At 71.7% G+C, this 22,399-nt stretch carries 22 protein-coding genes; 3 read left to right on the top strand and 19 right to left on the bottom strand.

Annotated elements, in window-relative coordinates; genetic code table 11:
• Positions 1-161: 161 nt before the first annotated feature.
• Positions 162-1,250, bottom strand: coding sequence for a ScyD/ScyE family protein (locus ACFYZQ_RS38160; protein WP_389158433.1), 1,089 nt, complete (start codon positions 1,248-1,250; stop codon positions 162-164).
• Positions 1,251-1,501: 251 nt separating this feature from the next.
• Between ACFYZQ_RS38160 and ACFYZQ_RS38155 the strand changes: the two genes are divergently transcribed.
• Positions 1,502-2,587, top strand: a complete 1,086-nt coding sequence (locus tag ACFYZQ_RS38155; RefSeq protein WP_389158430.1) for a methyltransferase — start codon at positions 1,502-1,504, stop codon at positions 2,585-2,587.
• 205 nt (positions 2,588-2,792) lie between these two features.
• Here ACFYZQ_RS38155 and ACFYZQ_RS38150 read toward each other — a convergent pair whose 3' ends face one another.
• The 10 genes from ACFYZQ_RS38150 to ACFYZQ_RS38105 form a co-directional block, all read right to left on the bottom strand.
• Entirely contained in the window at positions 2,793-4,295 is a 1,503-nt protein-coding gene (locus tag ACFYZQ_RS38150) for an FAD-dependent monooxygenase (protein ID WP_389158426.1), read from the bottom strand.
• A gap of 75 nt (positions 4,296-4,370) precedes the next feature.
• Entirely contained in the window at positions 4,371-5,840 is a 1,470-nt protein-coding gene (locus ACFYZQ_RS38145; protein WP_389158423.1) for an FAD-dependent oxidoreductase, read from the bottom strand.
• Between the two features lies 1 nt (position 5,841).
• Positions 5,842-6,786, bottom strand: coding sequence for an aromatase/cyclase (locus ACFYZQ_RS38140; RefSeq protein WP_389158421.1), 945 nt, complete (start codon positions 6,784-6,786; stop codon positions 5,842-5,844).
• Between the two features lie 37 nt (positions 6,787-6,823).
• A complete protein-coding gene (gene fabG, locus ACFYZQ_RS38135) occupies positions 6,824-7,612 on the bottom strand; it encodes a 3-oxoacyl-ACP reductase FabG (protein ID WP_389158419.1) in 789 nt (262 codons plus the stop codon).
• A 12-nt stretch (positions 7,613-7,624) separates the two neighbouring features.
• Positions 7,625-7,894, bottom strand: coding sequence for an acyl carrier protein (locus ACFYZQ_RS38130; RefSeq protein WP_389158416.1), 270 nt, complete (start codon positions 7,892-7,894; stop codon positions 7,625-7,627).
• Positions 7,895-7,940: 46 nt separating this feature from the next.
• The gene (locus ACFYZQ_RS38125; RefSeq protein ID WP_389158414.1) at positions 7,941-9,152 is read right to left on the bottom strand and encodes a ketosynthase chain-length factor; all 1,212 of its coding nucleotides are present in this window, start codon (positions 9,150-9,152) and stop codon (positions 7,941-7,943) included.
• Positions 9,149-10,420, bottom strand: a complete 1,272-nt coding sequence (locus tag ACFYZQ_RS38120; protein WP_389158412.1) for a beta-ketoacyl-[acyl-carrier-protein] synthase family protein — start codon at positions 10,418-10,420, stop codon at positions 9,149-9,151. Before ACFYZQ_RS38120 ends, ACFYZQ_RS38125 begins: the two co-directional genes overlap by 4 nt.
• Positions 10,417-10,746, bottom strand: coding sequence for a TcmI family type II polyketide cyclase (locus ACFYZQ_RS38115; protein ID WP_389158409.1), 330 nt, complete (start codon positions 10,744-10,746; stop codon positions 10,417-10,419). The genes ACFYZQ_RS38120 and ACFYZQ_RS38115 overlap by 4 nt, the downstream gene beginning before the upstream one ends.
• A 241-nt stretch (positions 10,747-10,987) precedes the next feature.
• Positions 10,988-11,686, bottom strand: a complete 699-nt coding sequence (locus ACFYZQ_RS38110; RefSeq protein WP_389158406.1) for an antibiotic biosynthesis monooxygenase family protein — start codon at positions 11,684-11,686, stop codon at positions 10,988-10,990.
• A gap of 53 nt (positions 11,687-11,739) precedes the next feature.
• Positions 11,740-13,209, bottom strand: a complete 1,470-nt coding sequence (locus ACFYZQ_RS38105; protein WP_389158404.1) for an FAD-dependent monooxygenase — start codon at positions 13,207-13,209, stop codon at positions 11,740-11,742.
• Between the two features lie 205 nt (positions 13,210-13,414).
• On the opposite strand from ACFYZQ_RS38105, the gene ACFYZQ_RS38100 reads away from it, so the two are divergent.
• Complete coding sequence (locus ACFYZQ_RS38100) at positions 13,415-13,870, top strand: nuclear transport factor 2 family protein (protein ID WP_389158401.1); 456 nt, start codon at positions 13,415-13,417, stop codon at positions 13,868-13,870.
• Between the two features lie 84 nt (positions 13,871-13,954).
• Here the strand turns inward: ACFYZQ_RS38100 and ACFYZQ_RS38095 are convergent, their stop codons facing one another.
• From ACFYZQ_RS38095 to ACFYZQ_RS38070, 6 genes are all read right to left on the bottom strand, one after another.
• Complete coding sequence (locus ACFYZQ_RS38095; protein ID WP_389158399.1) at positions 13,955-14,389, bottom strand: pyridoxamine 5'-phosphate oxidase family protein; 435 nt, start codon at positions 14,387-14,389, stop codon at positions 13,955-13,957.
• Positions 14,390-14,472: 83 nt separating this feature from the next.
• Entirely contained in the window at positions 14,473-14,610 is a 138-nt protein-coding gene (locus tag ACFYZQ_RS38090) for a hypothetical protein (RefSeq protein WP_389158396.1), read from the bottom strand.
• 53 nt (positions 14,611-14,663) lie between these two features.
• Entirely contained in the window at positions 14,664-16,187 is a 1,524-nt protein-coding gene (locus ACFYZQ_RS38085; RefSeq protein ID WP_389158393.1) for a condensation domain-containing protein, read from the bottom strand.
• Between the two features lie 309 nt (positions 16,188-16,496).
• Positions 16,497-17,318, bottom strand: coding sequence for a 4'-phosphopantetheinyl transferase family protein (locus tag ACFYZQ_RS38080; RefSeq protein ID WP_389158390.1), 822 nt, complete (start codon positions 17,316-17,318; stop codon positions 16,497-16,499).
• 157 nt (positions 17,319-17,475) lie between these two features.
• Positions 17,476-19,236, bottom strand: coding sequence for an acyl-CoA dehydrogenase (locus ACFYZQ_RS38075; protein ID WP_389158386.1), 1,761 nt, complete (start codon positions 19,234-19,236; stop codon positions 17,476-17,478).
• Positions 19,233-20,186 carry an aromatase/cyclase gene (locus tag ACFYZQ_RS38070; RefSeq protein WP_389158383.1) on the bottom strand — a complete coding sequence of 318 codons (954 nt, stop codon included), beginning with the start codon at positions 20,184-20,186 and terminating at the stop codon, positions 19,233-19,235. The genes ACFYZQ_RS38075 and ACFYZQ_RS38070 overlap by 4 nt, the downstream gene beginning before the upstream one ends.
• A 381-nt stretch (positions 20,187-20,567) precedes the next feature.
• Between ACFYZQ_RS38070 and ACFYZQ_RS38065 the strand changes: the two genes are divergently transcribed.
• Positions 20,568-20,822: a DUF6059 family protein gene (locus tag ACFYZQ_RS38065; protein ID WP_389158381.1), complete on the top strand. Its 255-nt coding sequence runs from the start codon at positions 20,568-20,570 to the stop codon at positions 20,820-20,822.
• 7 nt (positions 20,823-20,829) lie between these two features.
• Here the strand turns inward: ACFYZQ_RS38065 and ACFYZQ_RS38060 are convergent, their stop codons facing one another.
• Both ACFYZQ_RS38060 and ACFYZQ_RS38055 read right to left on the bottom strand, forming a co-directional pair.
• Positions 20,830-21,921, bottom strand: coding sequence for a BTAD domain-containing putative transcriptional regulator (locus tag ACFYZQ_RS38060; protein ID WP_389158378.1), 1,092 nt, complete (start codon positions 21,919-21,921; stop codon positions 20,830-20,832).
• 120 nt (positions 21,922-22,041) lie between these two features.
• Entirely contained in the window at positions 22,042-22,242 is a 201-nt protein-coding gene (locus ACFYZQ_RS38055) for a hypothetical protein (protein ID WP_389158375.1), read from the bottom strand.
• Between the last annotated feature and the right edge of the window lie 157 nt (positions 22,243-22,399).

Below are 22,399 nucleotides of genomic sequence, written 5' to 3'. Positions count from 1 at the left end.
CCCAATGGAGTCCCGGCCACCGCTCCACCACCACGTGCGCTACGCGTCGGCACGGTTTCGCCGCCCTGACCCGGCACGGGCGCGTACACGACGACGGCCCCGCCGGTGGGGGATCCCGGCGGGGCCGCGAGGAGGAGGCGGTGCGTGGCACGCCTCTGCTGTCAGTAGTCGATGCGCACCAGCTGGCCGTTGGTACCGACGCTGTGGTTGGTGACGTACACCTCGCCGTAGGCGTCGACGCCGACGCCGTTCGGCTGCTGGAGCTGGGTGCCGGTCGGGATGGTGGTGACCGTCTTGGTGCTGAGGTCGATCTTCGACAGCGAGCCCGCCGTCGGTGCCTGGGACAGCGACGAGGAGCTGTACGACAGGGCGAGCAGGCCGCCCTTCCCGTCGAAGGCGATGTCGGTGATGTTGGTCAGGCCGGAGACGAAGACCTGCGGCTGCTGGCCGGGCGCCACCTTCCAGATGCGCGAGCCGCCGACCTGGCCGCCGCCCATGTCGGAGATGTACAGGGTGCCGTCCGAGGCCTTGAGGATGCCGGTGGGCACCGCCTGGGCGGTGCCGTTGGTCGGCATCACGTACTGCGTGGAGGTGGTGCCGTTGCCCGGCACGGAGATCACGTCGTTGGAGCCGGCGTCGGTGGCGAGGAAGCCGGAGCCGCTGCGCACGAACCGCCACGGGTTGCCGTTGACGTCGGCGCCGTCGGGGTTCAGGTTGGTCTCGTGGGCGACCAGGTCACCGAGGATCTTGTTGTCGCTGGTACGGAAGAGGGTGCCGAGGGTCTTGGCGGTGGCGCCGAGCGAGTCGCGCAGGGCGGTGGTGCCGGGGCCGCCGAAGCAGGACAGGATGTCGTAGCCGCCGTTCGCGGTGTCGCGTTCGACGTCGGCGGGGCCGGAGGCGTTGACGGTGGTCGGGTCGGCGGCGCCGACCGCGGTGGAGGCGAGGCCGGTGACCACGCGCTTGCCGGATCCGGAGGCCGACAGCTTGTAGATGGCGCCGGTGCTGCCGACGCAGCGGGTGCCCGCGGCGCAGCCGGCCAGGCCCTCGCCGGCCTCGGCGACCAGCACGGAGCCGTCGGACTGGGCGGTGATGCCGCGCGGGTTCTTCAGGCCGTCGGCGACGACCGTCAGTTTGGCCTCGAGGGTCGTGGTGTCCGCGTGGGCGGGTGCGACGGCCAGGGGGGCGGCCACCATGGCCGCGGCCGCCGCGGTCGGCAGGATCTTCTTCCAGGAGCTGCGTGAATTCGACATGTCTCTCCTTCGCTGCATGTCTCCCCCGAGAATTCGGAGAGCGGATGCGAAACCTGCGCCACCATAGAGAGTCGAAGGGGGTGACTGACCGCGGATTTTCCGCAGTTAAACAGACTGAATCCGGACACGATGAAAATTCGAGCACGCCTCGACCGGGCCGCGAAATCGATTCCTATCGTGGGCCTACGGGTCCCTTGCCCGTTCGGCGGCTGGGACATAAATGCCGGTGAATCGCACCCGGGAGGAATCGCATGCCCGAACTGCCGCCCCCGTCCGTCGTCCGCGGCCTGGAGAAACAGCGGGCGGAACTGCAGAAGCAGGTCCGCGACATGGCTCCGCCGCCGTTCTCACTGCTTGAGTTGATCATGGGTTCGATGGTGACGCAGGCCCTGCGGGTCACCGCCGAACTGCGGGTGGCCGAGGCACTGGCCGACGGCCCGCTCGGCGCCGAGGAGATCGCCGGGCGCGTCGGCGCCAACGCCGACGCACTCGGCCGGGTGCTGCGGCTGCTCGCCAGCCAGGGCGTATTCAGCACCGGCGAGGACGGCACGTACGCGCTGACCCCGCTCGGGGACGCGCTGCGTGCCGATCACCCGATGACGATGCGGGACATCGCGCTGCTGATGGGGCATCCGATCCACTGGGAGGACTGGGGGTCCTTCCTGGAGACCGTGGTCACCGGCGAGCCGAGCCTGCCCAAGCTCCGCGGCATGAGTGCCTTCGAATACCTGGAGAGCAACCCCGAGTACGGCGCGGTGTTCATCAACGGCATGGGCAACATGTCCGCCACCGAGACCGTCCCCGTCGTCGCCGCCTACGACTTCTCCCGGTTCGGCACCGTGCTGGACTTCTGCGGTGGGCAGGGCGGACTGCTGGCGGGCATCCTGCAGCAGGCCCCCGGCACGCGCGGCGTCCTGTACGACCCGCGGGTCGAGGGCAACGGGGCCGCAGGATTCCTGCGGGAGCAGGGCGTCGCGGACCGCTGTACGACCGTGGCCGGCGACCTGTTCGGCCCGGTGCCCGCCGGCGCCGACGCCTACGTCCTCAAGCACATCGTGCACGACTGGCCCGAGGCGGAGGCGCTGCGCATCCTGCGGAACGTGCGGGCGGCCATCAAGCCTGACGGCAGGCTGCTGCTGGTCGAGATGGTCGTGCCGGAGCAGGGCGACCAGCCGCATTCGGGCAAGCTGGTCGACCTGTGGCTGATGCTGCTCGTCGGCGGCCGGGAGCGGACCGCCACGCAGTACGCCGACCTGCTGTCCCGCGCCGGCTTCCGGCTGGAGCGCGTCGTCGAGACGGCCGCCGCAGTGTCCATCGTCGAAGCCGTGCCCGCCTGACCGCCCCGCCCCCGCTTGCACGGGCCCCGGCCGCCGCCCCGAAAGGGCACGCGGCCGGGGCCTTGCTCGTACCGGCAGTGACTTGTACGGGCGCGTCCGGGCGTGCCTGGAATCGCCGTGCCCTCGATCACGGAGCGCACGAAACAGCCGGGGCCTTCGCCATGTGACGGGGGATCGGCGAAGGCCCCGGCTGCACAGGCCGGTCTCAGTCGGCCGGGCCGAACCAGCGCTCCAGGGCGGTCTCCAGGCCCTGCGCCGATGAGGTGCCGGCCCAGGCGACGTAGCCGTCGGGGCGGACCAGGAGCGCCGTGGCCCCGGCCAGCTGCTCGGTGCCGACGGTGTCCGCCGGAGTCACGGTCGCCACCTCGACACGGCCCTGCCAGGCGGCCGCCGTCTGCCGTACGCCCAGGTCGTCGGCGAGGTCCAGCAGCACGCCGTGGCCGGGGTGGAGCAGTTCGGTGATCCGGGTGGTCTCGCCCCCCGCGTCGGCCAGGGGCCGCGGCGGCATCCTGCGGCCCACGAGCGGATGGCCGCCCGCCTCCTCACCGAGGTCGTAGCGGATGTCGAGGTGGCTGACGATGCCCGCGAGGTGCTTCTTGACGTCGTCGTACTGGACGAGTTCGGTGAACAGCTCCCGCAGCGGGTCCGCCTGTTCACCGCCGAGGAAGATCATGCCCTGCGCGCGGGTGTTCATCAGGAGCCGCTCGCCCGCCGGGTGACGCTCACGGTGGTAGGTGTCGAGCAGTCCCTCCGGGGCCTGGCCCCGGACGGCCAGGGCCAGCTTCCAGCCGAGGTTGGCCGCGTCCTGCACACCGGTGCTCAGTCCCTGCCCGCCGGCCGGCAGGTGGATGTGGGCGGCGTCGCCGGCGAGGAAGACCCGCCCGCGCCGGTACTCGGAGGCCTGGCGGGTGGCGTCGGTGAAGGAGCTGACCCACTTCGCACCGCCGTGGTGGATGTCCTCCCCGGTGATGTGCTGCCAGGCGTCGGCGACCTCCTCGAACGGGACGATCGCGTCGCGGTCGCTGGCCGGTGTGCCGTGGGGGCAGGCGATGACCCGGTCCACGCCGTCGCCCAACGGGCCGACCATGACCATGCCCTTGGGCAGCCGCTCACCGAGGTAGCGCGGGCGCAGGTCGCAGCCGACGACGTCGGCAACGTACATCTTCCGGGTGGCCGGGGTGCCGGGGAAGCCGAAACCGGCCGCCTTGCGGATGCGGCTGCGCGAGCCGTCGCAGCCCACCAGGTAGGAGGCGCGCAACCGCTGCGGCCCGTCGGGAGTGTCCAGGGCGATCTCCACGCTGTCGCCATCGAGGAAGCCGTCGGCCAGCTCACTGAACTCCCAGCCCCGCCGGATGTCCGCGCCGAGCTCCGTGGCCCACTTCTCGAGGACTTCCTCGGTCCTCCACTGCAACACGCCGCGCGCACCGAAGTGAGCGTCCGGCAGCGCGGTGTAGTCGAACTGCACTCCGCCGAAGTGCCCGACCGGCATGGTCTCCAGGCCACCCCAGCGGGGCAGCAGTCCGCGTTGGTCGAACGTCTCCATCGTGCGGGCGGTGAAGCCGAGGCCACGCGACTGCATGGTGGGCTCGACCAGCTTCTCCACGACGACGACGCGGGCGCCGCCGAGGGCCAGTTCCCCCGCGAGCATCAGGCCGGTGGGGCCTGCACCCACGATGACGACATCGGTGTCCACCGCTGTCCCTTCCATGGTTTTCCCTTTCTGCAGATGCATCGCTGACGAGTTGCGGTGGTGCCCGGGAGAAAGAGCCGTCGGACGGCCGGTTCACTGCGGGGGGCCGAACCAGCGCCGAAGTGCCTCGGCCAGTCCTTCCTCGCCGGTGCCCGCCCAGGCGACATGGCCGTCCGGCCGCAGCAGGACCCGGCCGGCGCCCTCCCACGCCCCGGCCGACTCCGGCAGGGCCGCCACTCGGCTCACGCGGTCCGACCAGCCGTCGGCCAGGGGCAGGTCGGCCAGCTGGCCGTGCAGGTCCACCAGCACGCCTCCGCCGGTGCGCAGCAGGTGGCCGGAGTCCACGCGCCGCGGGCCGATGCGCAGCGTGGTGTACGGCAGCCGGGCACCGAGCAGTGGGTGCGCCGGACCGTCGAGGTCGTAGCGCAGGTCCAGGCCGCTGATCATGCCCGCGAGGTGGGTGCGTACGTCCTCCTGGGCGATCAGCTCGGTGAGCAGTGTCCGCAGGGGTTCCACGCCGGGCGGGCCGAGCAGCAGCAGCGCCTGGGCCCGGATGTTGGCCAGGACTCTGCGGCCCACCGCGTGGCGTTCGTCGTGGTAGGTGTCGAGCAGCTCGGCCGGGGCCTTGCCGCGCACGTGCAGGGCCAGTTTCCAGCCGAGGTTGAACGCGTCCTGCAGGCCGAGGTTGAGGGCCTGCCCGCCGATGGGCATCTGCTGGTGGGCGGCGTCGCCCGCGAACAGGATCCGGCCGTGCCGGTACTGGGTGAGCTGGCGGGAGGCGTCACCGAAGGAGTTGACCCACAGCGGTGTGCCGCCGCTGATGTCCTCGCCGGTCACCCGCTTCCAGACGGTGACGACGTCCTCGAAGCGGACCTCGCCGTCGCGGCCATGGGCGGTCGAGCCGAACTCGTGGACCATCACGCGGGTGACGCCGTCGGGGCGGCGCGCGGCGATGGCCAGCCCGTTCTCCAGCCGTTCGAAGCGCCGGTTGGGGATGTCGATGCCCTCGACGTCGGCGCGCAGCAGTTCACGGCCGGCGTCCTGGCCGGGGAAGTCGGCACCGATCAGCCGCCGTACGGTGCTGTCCTCGCCGTCGCAGGCCACCAGGTAGCGGGCGCGCACCCGGCGCCGTACCCCGTCGTGGCCGAGCGCCTCGCCTTCGACCCGGTCCCCCTTGTCCTGCACGGCGAGCAGCTCGTGTTTGCACCGCAGTTCGGCGCCCAGCGACAGCACCCACTCCTCCAGGACCGCCTCGGTCTTGGTCTGGGGCACCTTCCACTGCCCCGGGTGCGAGGTGGGCAGGGTCAGGTCCATGGGGATGCCGCCGAAGTGGCCGCGCGGTTCGTTGGGCGGGTCGCCGAAGTCGGGCAGCAGCCTGCGACTGTTGAGGATCTCCATGGTGCGGGCGTGCAGGGTGGAGGCCCGCGACTCGGTGTTGGGGCCGCGCCGTTTCTCGACGAGGACCACGTCGACGCCGCCGTGGGCCAGTTCCCCGGCGAGCATGAGCCCGACGGGTCCGGCCCCGACGACGACGACGTCGGCCTCGATGGTGTCCGCGGGCACGTCAGGCCTTCTTCTGCTCGGCGTAGGCCTTGGCGTGGGAGAGAGTGGCGCGGCTGTTGGTGGACAGCGCGGAGTGCACGTACTCGCGGGCGTCGGCGACGGTGGCGTCGGCGCCGAGGATGCGGGCGATGTTCTCGGTGTTGATGGTGACGGTGTGCTGGGAGGAGGCCGCGGTGCCCTCCTCGTCCTCCACGAAGGTCCACTCGCCGGTGTGCAGGGTCATCAGGGCGGGGAGGGTGACCTGCTTGTAGGCGATCTTGTGGTGCGGGAAGACGACCCGGTACGACTTGGTGGTGTGCACCGAGCCGTCCTTGGCGCGGGTGTCCATCTCCAGTTCCTGCAGGCCCGGCGTGTCCTCGGTGAGGCGTACGACGGCGACGTGCGGGAGCCGCTCGGCCCACTGGTCGGCCTCGTTGATGAAGTCGAAGACGTCCTTGGCGCTGCCGGCGATCCGCACGGTGTCGGTGAAGGAGAAGGTCAGCTCCTCGGTGTCGGCGGCGTGCACGCGCTCGACGTTCTCCTTCAGCGCGGCCAGCTCGGAGGTGCTGTTCTTGTCGACGGCCCGCTCGATCCACAGCAGGTCGTGCGGGTCGTCGCCGATGGCGCTGTAGTCGTGCAGCAGCCTGACCCGGGAGCTGCTGTCGCCGAGCGGCTCGATGATCCAGGTGCCGCCCATGTGCTTGACGGGCGGCGCCGGGATCTCCTGGCGGAAGGTGATGGTGAGGGCGTCGGCGTCCAGGGTGCGGCGCGAGGTCCAGTCCTTGGGCTGGCCGTTGGCGGTGGCCCAGATACGGATCCGTTCCTCGTCGCCCTGCGCCTCGATCCGGTCGACGTGAATGGTGGGCGGGAAGATCCGCGGCCAGTTGGTCACGTCCGCGAGCAACTGGTAGACCGCGGCGGCCGGGGCGTCGATGGTGATCTCGTGCTCGACCTCACGCGTGGTCATGAGGTTCTCCTCGGTGGTGTAGGAGGGGCGGCGAACGTCAGAAGTTGCCCAGGCCACCGCAGACGTTGAGGGCCTGCGAGGTGATGGAGGCGGCCGTGTCGGAGGCCAGGTAGCCGATGAGGCCGGCGACCTCCTCGGGCGTGGAGTAGCGGCCGAGCGGGATCTTCGCCTGGAACTTCTCGAGGATGGCGTCCTCGGTGGTGTCGTAGGCGGCCGCGTAACCCTGGCGCACGCGCTGGGCCATCGGGGTCTCCACATAGCCGGGGCAGACCGCGTTGACGGTGATGCCGGTCGGCGCGAGCTCGTTGCCGAGGGCCTTGGTGAAGCCGACGACGCCGTGCTTGGACGCCGAGTAGGGGGCGCCGAGGACGACGCCCTGCTTGCCCGCGGTCGAGGCGACGTTGATGATCCGGCCGCGGTCCTTGGAGCGCATGCCACCGGTGTTGAGGACCGCGCGGGTCATCCGGAAGACGCTGTTGAGGTTCGTCTCGATGACGTCCTGCCACAGCTCGTCCTGGATGTCGGCGGTCACGCCGCCGCCGGAGCGGCCGGCGTTGTTCACCAGGACGTCGACGGTGCCGAAGCGGTCGACGGCGGCCTGCACGAACGACTCCACCGAGGCGCTGTCGCGGACGTCGACGACGGCACCGTCGACCTCCAGTCCCTCGGCCTGGAGGTCCTTGACGGTGGCGGCGATGTTCTCGGCGTTACGCGCGCCGATGAAGACCTGGTGGCCCTGTGTGGCCAGCAGACGGGCCGCGGCCAGTCCGATGCCGCTGGTGGCACCGGTGACGACGGCGACCCTGGGGGTGGTGTCCTGCGTCATGTCCGGTCCCTTTCAGGCAGCCTGGGCGGGGGCGAGCTGTGCGTTGACGACCTCGATGAAGGCGCGCGGCGTGTTGGCCTCGCCGACGGCCTCCTCGTCCAGGGAGATGCCGTACTCGCGCTCGATGAGGCTGCCGGCCTCCAGCAGCGCGAGGGACTCGTAGCCGATCACATCGAACTCGGTGTCCAGGATGTCGCCGTCCAGGTCGACGCCCTCGGCCACGCCCGCGGCCTCCCGCAGGGTGCGCTTGAGGTCCTCAAGGGTGAACAGCTTGCTGGCCATGGTGGGTCCTTTCGTATGTGGTTCGGGCTGTGCGTGGGCGGGTGCGTCAGGCGGCGCGCACGACCATGGCGGAGTTGAAGCCGCCGTTGCCGCGGGCCAGGACGAGCGCGGTGCGCACTCGGGCTTCGCGGGGCTCGGCGAGGACCAGGTCGAGCGGGTAGTCGGTGCACGGTTCGATGTGCACGGTCGGAGGGATGACGCCGTCCCGGATGGAGAGGAAGGCGGCGGCCAGGTCCAGCGGCGCCGCCCCCGAGTACAGGCGTCCGGTCATGGTCTTCGGCACGGTCACCGGTACACCGCGGTCGCCGAAGACGCCGCTGATCGCCTGTGCCTCGGAGAGGTCCCCGGCGGGGTCGCCGGCGCCGTCGGCGAAGACCACGTCGATGTCCGCGGCGGCCGCCCCGGCGTCGCCGAGGGCGATCTCGATGGCCTTGCGCAGGCCCGGCTCGCGGCCACTGCCCGGGCGCGGGTCGATCGTCGCGCCGTAGCCGGCGATCTCGCCGTACACGCGGGCGCCGCGGGCGCGGGCGGCCTCGGCGTCCTCGGCGATGAGGATGGCGCCGCCCTCACCGGGCACGTAGCCGCGCGCGTCCCGGTCGAAGGGCAGGTAGGCGCGGGTCGGTTCGTCGCTGGTGGACAGCTTCCCGGTGGTCAGCTGGGCGACCCAGCCCCACGGGCAGATCGAGGCGTCGACGGCCCCGGTGACGATCAGCGGAGTGCCCTTGCGGATCTGCCGACGGGCCTGCGCGACGGCGTCCAGGCCGCCCGCACCGTCGCTGACGACGACTCCGGAGGGGCCCTTCATGCCGTTGCGGATGGAGATCTGGCCGCTGTTGACGGCGTAGAACCAGGCGAAGGACTGGTAGGCGGACACGTACTGGCTGCCCCGGCTCCACAGGTTCTGCAGCTCGCCCTGGCCGAACTCGAAACCGCCCGCCGCGGACGCCGTGATGACGCCCATGTCGAACTCCGGGATGCTCTTCGGATCCGCGCCGGCGTCCTTCAGGGCCCAGTCGGTCGCGACCAGCGCCAGCCGTGTCACCCGGTCGGTCTGCGGCAGCAGCCGGCTGGTCAGGTGCTCCTCCGGTACGAACCCGGGCACCTCGCCGGCCAGCCGGGCCGGATAGGCGGACGGGTCGAAGCGGGTGATGCGGCCGATGCCGTGCTTCCCGCTCAGCGTCGCCGACCAGTAGTCCTGCGTGCCCAGGCCGTTGGGTGCCGTGACACCCAGGCCTGTCACGACCACCGAGGGGGTCATACGAGGCTCCTCTCCGGGCTGGCCAGCACCATGGCGCTCTGGAAGCCGCCGAACCCGCTGCCGACGGTGAGCACCGCGTCGATCAGCTGGTCGCGGGCGATCACGGGCACGTAGTCGAGATCGCACTCGGGGTCCGGGGTGTGCAGGTTGGCTGTGGGCGGAACGACGTCGTACTCCATGGCCAGGGCCGAGGCGGCGATCTCGATGGAACCGATCGCGCCCAGGGAGTGCCCGACCATCGACTTGATGGAGCTGACGGGCGTGCGGTAGGCGTGCTCGCCGAGGCTGCGTTTGAACGCGGCGGTCTCGTGCCGGTCGTTCTGCTTGGTGCCCGACCCGTGGGCGTTGATGTAGTCGATCGCCTCCGGGTTCAACCGGGCCTCCTCCAGCGCCAGGTTGATCGCCTCGGCCATCTCCAGGCCGTCGGGACGCAGACCGGTCATGTGGTAGGCGTTGGAGCGGGTGGCATATCCGGCGATCTCGGCGTAGATGTGCGCGCCGCGCTTCTGGGCGCTCTCCAGCTCCTCCAGGACGAAGAAGGCCGTGCCCTCGCCGAGGACGAACCCGTTGCGGGTGGCGTCGAACGGGCGGGATGCGCACTCCGGCTCGTCGTGCCGCGGTGTGGTCGCCTTGATCGCGTCGAAGCAGGCCATGGTGATCGGGGAGATCGGCGCATCGGAGGAGCCGGCGATCACCACGTCCGCCGATCCCTCGCGGACGAGTTCCACGGCATAGCCGACGGAGTCGATGCCGGATGTGCAGCCGGTGGACACCACGGTGCTCGGCCCCTCGGCGCCGACGGCCCAGGCGACCTCTGCGGCGAACGAGCTGGGCACCATGTAGGAGTACAGGTGCGGGACGGCGTAGGTGTGGTCGACGACGTCCAGCCGGCCGCCGTCGCTGACGACCCGGTACTCCTCGTCGAGGCCCATGGTGGCGCCGACCGCGCTGCCGACGGTGACACCGATGCGGTGCGGGTCCAGGGCCTCGAGCTCGATACCGCTGTCGGCCACGGCGCCGCGCGAGGCGACGACGGCGAACTGTGCGGCCCGGTCCAGGCGGCGCACCTCCTGCGGGGTCAGGCCGTGCTCGTAGGGGTCGAAGTCGGCTTCGGCGGCCACCCGCGAACGGAACGGGGTGGGGTCGAAGAAGGTGATGCCGCGCGTGGCCGTACGGCCGTTGCTCAGCAGGTCCCAGAAGTTCTCCCGGCCGACCCCGCCGGGAGCGATCACCTCGATGCCGGTGATCACGACGCGTCGCCGGTTCACGCGGAGGCCTCCCAGTTGTAGAACCGGGTGGCCATGGCGTCGGCCGGCGAACGCCAGGTCTTCGGATCGTAGGCCTCGATGAACGGCTTGAGGTCGTCGCTGATCCGGACGAAGCGCGGGTCGCTCTTGGCGGCCTCGATCAGCTCGCCGCCGTTGTCCTCGTCGAAGTCCTGGAGGTGGAAGTACAGGCCCCGGTAGGAGAACAGCTGGCGGCGCCGCGTTCCCATGCGGTGGGGCATGTCCGTCGCGTCGAAGTCGGCGAACAGCCGCGCCACGTCGTTGCTGGAGGTGGCAGCCATCCGGGCGACAATCAGCGTGCTGTGCATAGGGGTTCAGCTCCTCGGCGGTTGCATGGGAGGTTTCGCGGAAGCGGACGGGCGGCGCGGTGAGCCGGGAAAACCCGTCGCCTCGACGGTGCGGCCCCGCGATAGCGCCGGACACGCGGAGCGCCTGAGTCCCGCCTGAGCCGTGCTGTGCCGGCCGCGGCCGGGTATGTGTGACGCCCAGCCCTGCGAAGGGCCGGGCGTCAGGGAACGGCAGGGGCGCGCCGGCGGGCGGCGCGCCGGTTCACTCGTCGCCGGCGGAGCGGGTGAGCACGACCTGGTAGGTGTTGAGGTCGACGTCGGTGGCGACGGCGTCGATGCGGGCCTGGGCCTTGCGGCGGCCCTCCGGCCACTTCTCCTCCGGCAGGTCGCGGTGGGCGTCGTAGGCCTCCCTGCTCTCCCACTGGGAGTAGGAGACGACGAAGGAGCCCTCCAGACCGCGGGCGCGCAGGCCCTTGAGGACGATGTGCCCGCGGAAGCCGGGGGCGTCGACGATGCCGGCCTGGCCGGGGCCGAGGGCGTCGATCAGTTCGTCCTGGTCGCCCGCGTCGACCTTGTAGATGGCGATGACGGTGTAGTTGCCGCGCTTCGGGCAGATCGTGACCTCGGCGCCCGGGCCCTCGGAGGTGAGGGTGTAGGCGATCTCGTTCTGCAGCAGCCGGATCGAGGTGGTGATCTCACCGAAGACGGGCAGGGTGCGGTGCTTGAACTCCTCGCCGGCGTAACGCTTCTCCAGGTCCTCGCCGCTGCGCCACTGGATGAAGTTGGCGGTGCCAGGGCTCTCGACACCCGCGTGCACGGTGCTGGACATCCAGCCCTCGTACGCCGCCGCGTTGACGATCTTCGTCATCTCCTGGATGAGCGAGTCCTGCTTCTCGGGCGCGTCGGTGGTGAACAGGTTGAGGACGGTGAGGTGCTTGTCCTGTACGGAGACGGTGGGCATGGTTTCCTTCGCTTCCTGTGGCAGTACGGGTGGAAAACGGGGATGGGAGCGCCTCAGACGGCGGGACCGAACCAGCGAGTGAGGGCGGTGGCCAGGCCGCCGGCGCCGGCCCCGGTGGGCGCGACCCAGGCGACGTAGCCGTCGGGGCGGACGAGGATGCCGTCCACGGGCACCTCGCAGTCGAAGTCGGCGGCCACCAGGTCGACGCGGTCGACCCAGCCGGCGGCCGCCGTACGCAGCCCGTGGTCGCCGCCGAGTTCGAGCAGGACGGGGCGGCCGGTGTGCTGAAGGCTGAAGCTGGAGACCTTCTCGCCGTCGACGACCAGCTCGCGCTCCGGCAGACGCCGGCCGAGCAGCGGATGGTCGCCGTCACCGACGTCGTGGCGGATGTCCAGGCCGGTGACCATGCCGGCCAGCAGGCGGCGCACTGACTCGTAGCCGTCGACGAGTTCGGCGAACACTTCGCGGAGCGGGGCGATCTCGTCGCCGCCGAGGTAGAGGGTCCGCTGGGCCAGGGTGTTGGTCAGGATGCGGGCGCCCACCGGGTGCCGCTCGCTGTGGTAGGTGTCGAGCAGTCCCTCCGGGGCCCGGCCGTGCACGGCCAGCGCCAGCTTCCAGCCGAGGTTCACCGCGTCCTGCACGCCCGCGCTCATGCCCTGCGCTCCGATCGGCAGGTGGATGTGCGCGGCGTCGCCGGCCAGGAAAACGCGTCCCTTGCGGTAGGTGACGGCCTGACGGCTGACATCGGTGGTGGAGCTGACCCACAGCGGGGTCGCGCCGCTGATGTCCTCGCCCGACAACCGCTGGAAGGCCTCGGCGACCTCCTCGAAGGTGATCGGATCCGGGCTGGTGCGCAGCGGCTCGGCGCGGTCGAAGTAGATGACACGGCTGCGGTCCGGGCCGAGCGGCATCACCATGACCATGCCGCCGGGGACGCGTTCACCGCTGAAGCGCGGGCGCAGCTGGACGCCGGTCACATCGGCGAAGCGCAGTTCGATGGTGGGTTCGGTGCCGGGGAAGTCGATCCCGGCGAGGGTCCGCACGGTGCTGCGGGCGCCGTCGCACCCCACCACGTAGCGGGCCCGCAGCCGGATGTCGCCGTCCGCGGTCCGGGCCCGCACGCTCACCGCGTCGTCGTCCGTCTCGAGCCCGGTGACCTCGACGCCGCGACGCACCCGCGCACCGAGTTCCTGGGCCCAGCCGCCGAGGACGCCCTCGGTGCGGGCCTGCGGGATACCGCGCGCCCCGAAGGAGCCGCCCTCGATCACCTGGTAGTCCAGGCCGACGCCGCCGAAGTGGCCGACGGGGATGACACCGACCTCGCCGAAGCGGGCCATGAGACCACGCTGCGCGAATTCCTCGATGGTCCGCGCCGAAAAACCGAGAGCCCGTGACTGACGAATGGGTTCGGCCAGTTTGTCGAGCACGGTGACCGAGACTCCATTGAGTCTCAATTCGCCCGCGAGCATGAGTCCGGTGGGACCGGCTCCCACCACTATGACGTCCGCGTCGAAGTCGTTCATATGGCCCTCTTCCCACTGGTGTTCGGCCAGTATTGCGAGGGCTGCGGACTGGCGTAAATAGCCGCTGCTACAGGTTTTCGACAATTAATTCCAGAAAAACGACGGCTATGTCAGAGCTTTGTCAGAAGGGTTGCCGGGCGGGGGGCGGAGGACGGCATTCTCAGGTATGACCTACACCCGCAGCATTGATGAACGTGCAACCAACTTGGAGTCGCCGGCGGAGGCCCGGGCCGAGGTAGCCGCTCTGCTGAACCGCTATCTCGTGTCGCTCGACGACACCGACGACGAACTCGACGACACATGGGCGTCCGGCCTGTTCACCGAGGAAGCGGTTGTCGCCTTCCCCATGAGCCGGCACCAGGGCCTCGCCGGCATGGCCGAGTACCACAGCACGGCACTGGGCGCGTTCGCGGCCACGCAGCACCTGGGATCCGCCCCGGTGGTGGTGCTCGACGGTGACCGGGCCACGCTGCGCGCCAACCTGATCTCGACGCATGTGCACCACGCGCGCCACGTGCCTCCGCTGGGCGAGCTGCCCCCGCTGTTCGCCACCGGCACCTTCGTCGAGGGCACGGCCCGTCGCACGCCGCTGGGCTGGCGGCTTTCCCGGCTGTCCTTCCGGCTGCTGTGGGCGGAAGGCTCCCCGGCGCCGGCGGCCTGACGTCACGGCTGCACCGCTGCCCAGCGGGTGGGCGAAGGCATGCCGACCCTGGTGACCGGCGGCCCGGCAAGGGGCCGCCGGCACTCATGTGTTGAGGGTGAGCACCCGGTCGACGGCGATCTCGATGACCACGCGGTCCGGCGGGTTGGGCGGCGCGGACCAGTACCGCCGGGCGTAGAGCCTCGCGCCCAGCTCCACCCGCTCGGGGTCGCGCACGACGGTGCCGCTGCCTTCCAGCGTGACCCATGAGAACCCGTCCACCTGGCACAGCGCGACCCGGCTGCCGGGTGCCGCCAGCAGGTTGCGGGCCTTGCGGGAGGCGGCGACGGTCATGACCCGGGCCAGGCCCGAGCGCGCCTCCCAGGTGAACCGTACCGGCGCCACGTGCGGTGTTCCGTCCGGCCTGAGCGTGGTGAACGCGGCGACGTGCTGGGCGTCGTTGAGGAACGCCTCCACGGAGGCGGGCACCGCCACGGCGGCGGAGTGGTCCGCCGCGGGGCGCTGCTTCGGCAGAGACATCGTCTGGTGTCCTTACTTCCTGGGAACGGCCGTCCGGGGCATGAGTCCCGCACGGTGGCTGCGGGCATCGGGTGCCGAGTGGATCAGTCGATGCCGCGGACGATGGTCTCCTCCTCGTCATCGTCTGCCCCGGCCAGCCGCAGCGGTGGGGCAGAGATGACCGGAGCCGGCCCGGACGAGACCGTGTCGGGATCCCGGACCAGGTTTCCGCCGTCGTACATGGGCACCTCCTGAAGTCGATCACCTCAGGGTGTCAACGTTCGCTCGTGGCGCCCTAGACGGACGGTGGCCCGCCCGTGGAACCTCGGCCGAGCCATTCGGCGAACCGCTTGCCGGCCCGCCGCCCGGGCGCTGCGCGCGGCGCGTCCTGCGTACCGAGAACGGCAAGGACGTCCGCGACGGTGGTGCTCTCGCAGGTGTAGGGCAGGTGGCGCAGCAGCCGGACACAGTGGGCGAGGAGCAGGTCCGCGTCGGTGTCCGAGATACGGGCCCGGTCGTGCAGGGCGGCCAGTGCCAGCGAGCCGTCGGCCCCGGGGTGGGCGAGCAGGGCGACCGGGAGGACGGTGTGCGCACCGCTGGCCCGCTGCTGCTCGAAACGAATGCCCGCGGCCGACAGTTCGGCCCGCAGATCCGTCGGCGGGCGCGGCACGGCCTCGACGGACACCAGGCTGTCCAGCAGCCTCGAGCCGCGTCCGCGCCCGGTCCACTCGTGGACCTGACCGGCGGTGACCCATTCGTAGGCGGCCATGTCCAGCGCCTGGTCGCGCAGCGTGGCCAGCAAGTGCTCCAGCCGTTGCGCGGGATCGACCCGGACCGCCATGGGCAGCAGGGTGCGCATCGGCCCCACCAGCCGTTCGGCGGCGTCGAGTGTGATGCCGCGGCCGGAGGCGGTGACTCCGAAGCCGACCGTCACCGGCCCGTCCGTGCCGGCCGCGCGGTAGAGGAGCAGCGACCACACGGCCTGCAGCACGCTGGAATCGGACACGGCCCGGGTAGCGGCCCAGCGGTTCAGCCGGCCGGCTTCGGCGCTGCTCAGGCGGGCCTCGGCCCGGCCGCTTCCGCGCTGCCCGGTCTCGGGGCCGGGCAGCGCGGGCAGCACCACCGGCCTTCCGGCCGGCACGGCCTGGCTCCAGAAGTCACGCGCGGCGACCGGGTCCTGCTTCTCCAGCCAGCGGTTCCAGTCCCGGATGTCGGGGCGGCGCTCACCGCCGGGCAGGGCGCCTCCGGCGAGGTAGGCACGGCCGAACTCGTCCATGAGGACGTACGCGCTCCAGGGGTCCAGCAGCGCGTGGTGGAAGGTGAGCAGCACACGTGTGACGGGGGGCCGGCCGGCGGATGCGCGCCGCGGGCGCACGGCGGATTCCTCGGGCAGGTCGAGGAGCGTAAGGCGCAGCGGTGCGGGGCGCCGCAGGTCGAAACCCCGCAGCCGGTCGCGTTCCAGCAGTTCCTCCCAGTCGACGGTGCCCGCACGGTGGCGTACGACGTCGGCGCGCGCGTGGTCGTACAGGACGACGCGGGGGCCGGGCCACCAGTCGATCCCGGCGCGCAGAACCGTTTCTCTGTCCACGACGGACTGCCAGGCCGAGGCAAACCGGTCGGTGTCCAGCGGCCCGCGCCAGAACCAGGACACCTGCTCGATGTACCGCCCGGTGTGCCGGTGTGCGAAGGAGTCGAGCAACGCGTCGTACTGCTCCCGGGTCACCGGCACGGCCGGCCGCCACTCCCGTACGGACAACGCATCGCGGGCAGTGCGGCGGACAGGCCCCAGCCGGTGACGGGGGCGGCTCGGTCTCGCCATCGGCGCCCTCCTCAAGATTCCGCTTGCCTGCTGCCTTACGAGGCCGCAGGTCACCGCGGTCCCGTGGACCGGCGCGCCCTGAGACGCGCTGCTCCCGGGCCCATCGTGAAGGAAGCAACCGTCAAAAGGCTGACACGGCCCTGACGCTGCTGCAGAAACACCATAGGAGGACTCGACCCGGCTGTGCCCGGCCCCGGCTCGGACGGCCCGCCGGCTACGTCGGCTACGTCGGCACGTCGGCTACGTCGGCCCGGTCGTGCCCGACCGGCTCCGTCGGCTCCGTCAATGCGCGCCTCCGCCGGACCTGGTTCAGCCGGTCCGGTCGGGTGTCGGCGGGTTCATCGCGGACAGGAACGCCGGGTCGAGCATGGTCTGCACGGACGTGTCGCCCGCCGGGCTCAGTCCGGCGTCGTGGCAGGCGGTGCTGAGCAGGTAGCGGTCCAGCACCGAATGCGTGGCAAAACCCCACTCGCCACGGGTGGCCGCGCTGCCGTCGGGGGCGCGCAGCCGGCCGCCGAGACTGAAGCCGAACTCCTTGAAGCCGAGCCGCATCCCCTGGCCGAGCGCCTTGCTGTAGGCCTCCTTCAGCGTCCACAGCCGCAGCACGTGCGCGGTCCGCTCGCTCTCGGGCAGACCGGCGATCTCCTCCGACTCGGCGGGTGTGAACAGACGGGCCTCCAGCAGGTCCAGCCGAACGAACCGGTCCGCGAACTCCACGTCCACCCCGATCCGTCCGGTACGGCTGAGCCCCACCGCCATCACGTCCCCGGTATGGGTCAGGCTCACCTCGATCTGGTCGAAACCGCGCAGATAGGGCCGTCCGCCCAGGCGGTAGGCCAGGTCCAGGTACTCGGGCGGAGAGTCGAGAGCCGCGGCGGCCGTGTACTTGATCAGCAGCCGCGCGGCTGCGAACCGGTGGCGGACGGCGGCGTCGGGCGTGCGCCGGTAGCGGTTCCAGTCCGAGCCGATCAGCGCCCGCAACCGCGGGTTGGTCAGCACGCTGGGCAGCCACTCGGTCCACGTCGTGTACACCAGAGCGTTGCCGAGCTCCGAAAGGTTCTCCCGCACTCCGTGCCAGGGGCCTGCCGGCCGCGGCACATGAAGGGGCAGGGCACATCTGACCCGGCTCATCGTCCTCTCCCTTCGTGTCGTCGCCGTCGCTCCCGCACCGGCGCGAACCGACCCGCCGCACGGACGGCCGTCCTGCCCGCTCCGTCACACGGTCCATGTCCGTCACCCGGCCTCCGGGCACGTGTCCGCCACCCGGTCCCCGGGCCGCAGCGGGACATCAGCCGGCCAGTCGTGTCGCGTACAGGTCGAGGCTGTGTCCGGTACGGCACCGCTCCAGCACTTCCGCAAGTACCGCCGCCTCCGCCTGCGCGGGAAGGTCCGGTACCTGGGCGCCGAGTCTGCGACCCAGGCGGCTGAGGGCCACCACCGCCCAGGCGGGGTACGCGAGGAAGTGGCCGCCGCCTGCCTGCGCCTCCCACACACCCAGGCAGGCCGCGGCGGCCAGCACCAGGGCGTACCGGTCGGCCAGGACACAGGCCTGGGGGTCGAAGGCCGTACCGGCCGAGCCGGGCAGCGCCACGCACCGGGCCCGCAGGACCTTCAGCTCCTCGACGAAGATCTGCGCGAGCCGGGTCAGCGCGGTGTGCAGGGGGTCGGCCGAGGCATGCGCGCCGAGCCGTTCGGCGACGGCGACGAGCGTGGCCGAGAGCAGATCACCGGTTCCGGAGTGCGCGAGCGCGCGGTGGTCGAACCCGGGCAGCGGCGCGCCGGGGCGGAACAGGTCCGCGGGCGGCTCGGCGGCGGTGAACCAGGTGGTGCGCGCCAGCCTCGACAGCTGGGGCACGATCACCGCCTGGCACACCGCCGTGCCCGAATGCCCGAGGCCCGCCACGGGCAGGTCCCGGGCGAGTTTCTGGAAGCCGCCGTACAGCGGACCGCGGTCGTATCCGCGGGCACCCAGCACGGTGGCGAGCTCCTCCAGATTCTCCCGCAGCATGTCCGGCATCGTGTACTTGACGGCCGCGGCCAGCACATACGCGTCCTGTGGTACGAGGCTCAGCGCGCGCAGACCGGTGACGGCCATGGCGTCGCAGGCGAGCAGGTCGGCGAAGACCCCGGCGAGCGCCTTGTGCCAGCGCCGCGCGGGCTGCCCGTCGGCGCGCTTCTCGGTGGCCGCGCGCACGGCCTGCCGCAGGACACTGTCCACGCCGGCGACCACGGTACCGGGGACAAGGCAGTGGCTGATCTGGAAGCTGCGCAGCGCCAGTGAGATACCGTCACCGACCGAGCCGACGACGGCCGAGCCCGGCAGGACCACGTCGGTGAGTTCGATCCCGCCGAAGTGGGCCCCGCGCATCCCGGGCGTCTCCACCCGCCCGGTCCGGCGGACCTGCCCGGATGCGGGCGGCTCCGGTCCCAGCAGCAGCACCGAGTGGCTGCCGGGACCGTCGTCGACGCCGGTGCGGCAATAGGCGACGAACACGTCGGTGCGGTCGGCGTTGATGACGGCGTCCTTGCGGCCGTTGAGGACGAAGCGGCCCCGCGCGGTCGGAGCGGCCGTCAGCTCGTTGCGCAGGATGGCGTTGGCGTGCGCCACCTGCCGGTGCACGATCGAGACCCGCCCGCCGTCCAGCAGGACACGGGCGACCGTGCGCTGCTGGGTGGCGTCACCGGCGGTCCACACCGAGGAGGCCGCGAACAGCGAGGTGACGCCGAAGCCGTAGCCGAGGGCGAGGTCACGGCGGAAGACCGGCCGCAGCACGCGGGTGAGCCGCTCGAGGTCGGTCAGGCGGCCGGCCAGGTAGCGCGGGACGAACTCGGCGCTCAGCCCGGCCTCGGCGAGCAGCGCCTCGGTGGCCTCGGGAGGCTCTCGGGCCTCGTCGGCGCGCAGCAGCTCCCGTTGCCCGTGCGGGTTGGCCGGGTCGAACGGGTCGCCGAGCGCCGCCTCCAGCCGGGCGGCCTCTTCCGGCTCACGGCCCTCGGCAGGCGGACGGTGCTGCCGTGCGGTCTCGGCGACCGGGTAGGGGGCGGCGGTCACAGGACCCTCACCGCGCCGGTGGCGTGCCGCGCGGCGTGGTGGAGGACGACCAGGGAGGCTTCGCCGAGTTCTTCGCGCAGGTGGCGGCGGGCGTCCGCAAGGGTCGCTCCGGGGCCGAGGACCTGCTCGACGGCCTCCTCGCGCAGCAGCACGGTGTGCCGGGCCGTCACCTGTACGCCCGACTCGTCGGGGTCGACGGACCATTCCCCCGTGTGGGCGGCCAGCAACGGTGCGGTCCGGGTCTGCTTGTAGACGAGCCGTCCGGCGCCGGGGAAGCTCATGCGCACCGACTCGGTGCGGTGGGCGGTGCCGTCGCTGGTGGCACTGTCCATGGCCATCACCTGAACGCCGGGCGTCTCCTCCACCAGCCGCATCGTGTGCACGTGCGGCAGCCGGCCGGGCCAGTCCGATGCCCGGTACAGGAAGTCGAAGACCAGTTCCGCGGGACCTTTGAGACGGATGGTGTCCTCGAAGGACAGCACAAGGTCGTCCAGCCGGGTCCAGCGCTCCGCGAGCCAGGCCAGGCGGTCCAGCTGAGCCCGGCTGTTGGCGTGGGTGATCCTCTCCAGCCGGGCGACGTCGGCGGGATCGTCGCCGACGACGGTGAACGTGTGCTCCAGGGTGACCCGGCAGCGGTCGCCGAGCGGCTGGACCGTCCACACTCCGCTCATCGACTCCACCGGGGCGGCGGTGACGTCCTGGCGGAACTCCACACGGCGGCGCCCGACCTCGAGACGGCGGCTGGACACCCAGGAGGCGATCTCGTCGCCCGCGGTGGCCCACATGCGCAGCCGCTCGTGGGTGCCGTCGAAGTCCAGTTGTTCCACGTGCAGGCAGGGTTGGAAGAACAAGGGCCACTGGGTGGCATCGGCGATCAGCCCGTACAGCACGCCGGCCGGGGCCGATGCGGTCACTTCACGCACCGCCCGGTGCACTCGCGCATCCGTCATCCTCACACCCCTTGTCATTCGAAGCGGCTCCTGCCGGCCGTGACCGGGGCGGCACCGTCGCGCCCGCCGCCCCGCGGTCAGGGCGGTCTTTGCCGGTGGTGTCCCGCCCTACGGCCGCGCCCCGATGCTGTCCGGAACCGCTCGGGACGGGACGGGGCGTGACTCGTGTCCTGCTCGAACGGCACAGCCGCGGGCGGTTCCCCCGCTCGCCGTCGGTGCAGGTGAGCCGGTCCCGGCCGGACCGTGGACCGGCTCGGCCCCCGTCGTGCTCTCGGTACGCGCCCGAGCCGCGCTCCGGCACCGCTCGACGCCTCCTCGACCCCGGCGTCGCACGGTGGCCGTCCCTGCCGCCGGGCCTGGCGGCGGGAGAGGGGAGAGACCATGGGATGGCAGGACGGTTTCTGTCCGTACCGGTACCTGCGTGGCGTCTGGGACGGTCTGGTCGCCGTCGGGATGCTGCACACCCTCGGCGACGTGGACCCGGAGGGGTATGTCCGGCACAGCGCGCTGTACCACGATCCGCCCCCGGGGCACCCGGAGCAGCTGCTGCCGCAGGTTCGCCTGACACCGCTGGAGCAGCGGTTGGCGCGCGAGATGAACCGGCCCGCGCCGGAACGCCGGGGCCGGGCCGCCTGAGGCACCGTCACTGTGCGGCCCACCGGAAGGTGAGCCGGTCGAGGCGCTCGGCCAGTTCCCGCTGCTCCCATGCGAGCCGCTCCAGGCGGTGGCGCAGTTGGGCGATCTCGTCGCGCAACAGACCCGCTTCCGCATCGCCGCCGTCCGGTACGTCCGGGTACGGCACCGCTGACGGACCTCTCCGTCGGAGCCCGGGTGCGCCCCGGCCGTCGCCGCCCGCCGGACCGTCGTGGCCCCCCAGGCTGCCGCGGCCACCAGGCCCGCCCGGCCGGCACCCGGCGGCCACGGGCAGGAGCCGGACGGGCGACGGCCTCGGGAGCCGTGGCGCGGGGCCGGGATGCCGGTGGTGCAGGATCGCCTCCATCGTGCCGCGCAGCACAGGACCCGGTTCGATGCCCAACTCGTGCATCAGCCTGCGGCGCGCCCGTTCGTAGGTGGCGAGCGCCTCCGCCTGCCGGCCGGCCCGGTGCAGCGCGGTCATCAGCAGTTCGTACAAGCGTTCCCGCAAGGGGTGAGCGGTCGTCAGCTCCTCCAGCTCGCCGGTGATCTCGCCGGCCAGGCCGCTGCGCAGGCAGGTGTCGTACAGCGTCTCCAGGGCGACGAGACGGCTCTCCTCCAGTTGTGCGGCCTCGGACGCGCAGATGGCGCCACGCCCGCAGCCCTCCAGGGCCGGGCCGCGCCACAGGGCGAGGCCCTGACGCAGGATGTCCACCGCTCCGGCCGGGTCGTCGGCGGCCAAGGCGTGGCCTTCGGCGACCAGGCGGTGGAAGCGCTGGGCGTCGGTGAGGGTGCCGCCCGGGTTCAGGAGATAGCCCAGCGGGCGGGTCACCAGCCACTCGTGCCGGGGGTCGGCCGAGCCGGGCGCGGGCGGGGGCAGCAGGCGGCGAAGCCGGGCCACATGGGCCTGGAGGGCGTTGGCGGCGTTGGCAGGCGGACGTTCGGCCCACAGCTCGTCGACCAACCGGTCCACAGGCACGACCTGGCCGGCCTGGACCACCAGAGCGCCCAGCAGGGCCCGCTGTTTGGCGCCCGTGGGCACGACGGACACGTCCGCGCGGTCGTCGTAGATCTGGACGTGGCCCAGAATCCTGAACTCCATCTCGCCCTCACCCGGAATTTCGACGAGCCTGCTCCCGGGTGCAAGATAGCGGCCGGCGTTATGGAATGTGCGTTCCGCCAGCGGCCCGCGGGCTTGGGTGGATGATTCCTCGAGGGTCTTTCATGCCGCCACCGCGGTCGCCTGGATAAGTCCGGCCCGGCAGGAGCGTCGGTGATAGGCGCTGAACACGGACAGCAGCTCCGCGTCGGGCACATCCGGCAGGAAGTCGCCCCCGCCCACCCCGGCCAGACGGCACAGCAACCCCTGGATGAGCGGGTCCACGCCGGGCGCGGGGACCGGACGCACCGGTTCTGTCTCCATGGCCGAAAAAGTAACAGCAGCGTCTGCAGCTCGGCCACGAATCCAACTAGAGGCCGACTCGAATATCCCTGGTGTGCCACTCTGCAAAAAATATGACCCTCCTCGCGGTTCGCCAGCATTAATTACACAGGAAAGCGAGAGGAGACAGTATTTTGAG

Origin of the sequence: Streptomyces sp. NPDC001843, from assembly GCF_042891955.1 — a bacterium.
Lineage (GTDB): Bacteria > Actinomycetota > Actinomycetes > Streptomycetales > Streptomycetaceae > Streptomyces.
The sequence above is the reverse complement of the archived record's forward strand: the minus strand, read 5'-3'. Positions and strand labels throughout refer to the sequence as shown.

Bases quoted from the DNA above. Each gene is read 5' to 3' on its own strand.
- ACFYZQ_RS38160 (WP_389158433.1), bottom strand. From the start codon at position 1,250: ATGTCGAATTCACGCAGCTCCTGGAAGAAGATCCTGCCGACCGCGGCG.
- ACFYZQ_RS38155 (WP_389158430.1), top strand. From the start codon at position 1,502: ATGCCCGAACTGCCGCCCCCGTCCGTCGTCCGCGGCCTGGAGAAACAG.
- ACFYZQ_RS38150 (WP_389158426.1), bottom strand. From the start codon at position 4,295: ATGGAAGGGACAGCGGTGGACACCGATGTCGTCATCGTGGGTGCAGGC.
- ACFYZQ_RS38140 (WP_389158421.1), bottom strand. From the start codon at position 6,786: ATGACCACGCGTGAGGTCGAGCACGAGATCACCATCGACGCCCCGGCC.
- fabG (WP_389158419.1), bottom strand. From the start codon at position 7,612: ATGACGCAGGACACCACCCCCAGGGTCGCCGTCGTCACCGGTGCCACC.
- ACFYZQ_RS38130 (WP_389158416.1), bottom strand. From the start codon at position 7,894: ATGGCCAGCAAGCTGTTCACCCTTGAGGACCTCAAGCGCACCCTGCGG.
- ACFYZQ_RS38125 (WP_389158414.1), bottom strand. From the start codon at position 9,152: ATGACCCCCTCGGTGGTCGTGACAGGCCTGGGTGTCACGGCACCCAAC.
- ACFYZQ_RS38115 (WP_389158409.1), bottom strand. From the start codon at position 10,746: ATGCACAGCACGCTGATTGTCGCCCGGATGGCTGCCACCTCCAGCAAC.
- ACFYZQ_RS38110 (WP_389158406.1), bottom strand. From the start codon at position 11,686: ATGCCCACCGTCTCCGTACAGGACAAGCACCTCACCGTCCTCAACCTG.
- ACFYZQ_RS38105 (WP_389158404.1), bottom strand. From the start codon at position 13,209: ATGAACGACTTCGACGCGGACGTCATAGTGGTGGGAGCCGGTCCCACC.
- ACFYZQ_RS38095 (WP_389158399.1), bottom strand. From the start codon at position 14,389: ATGTCTCTGCCGAAGCAGCGCCCCGCGGCGGACCACTCCGCCGCCGTG.
- ACFYZQ_RS38090 (WP_389158396.1), bottom strand. From the start codon at position 14,610: ATGTACGACGGCGGAAACCTGGTCCGGGATCCCGACACGGTCTCGTCC.
- ACFYZQ_RS38085 (WP_389158393.1), bottom strand. From the start codon at position 16,187: ATGGCGAGACCGAGCCGCCCCCGTCACCGGCTGGGGCCTGTCCGCCGC.
- ACFYZQ_RS38080 (WP_389158390.1), bottom strand. From the start codon at position 17,318: ATGAGCCGGGTCAGATGTGCCCTGCCCCTTCATGTGCCGCGGCCGGCA.
- ACFYZQ_RS38070 (WP_389158383.1), bottom strand. From the start codon at position 20,186: ATGACGGATGCGCGAGTGCACCGGGCGGTGCGTGAAGTGACCGCATCG.
- ACFYZQ_RS38065 (WP_389158381.1), top strand. From the start codon at position 20,568: ATGGGATGGCAGGACGGTTTCTGTCCGTACCGGTACCTGCGTGGCGTC.
- ACFYZQ_RS38060 (WP_389158378.1), bottom strand. From the start codon at position 21,921: ATGGAGTTCAGGATTCTGGGCCACGTCCAGATCTACGACGACCGCGCG.
- ACFYZQ_RS38055 (WP_389158375.1), bottom strand. From the start codon at position 22,242: ATGGAGACAGAACCGGTGCGTCCGGTCCCCGCGCCCGGCGTGGACCCG.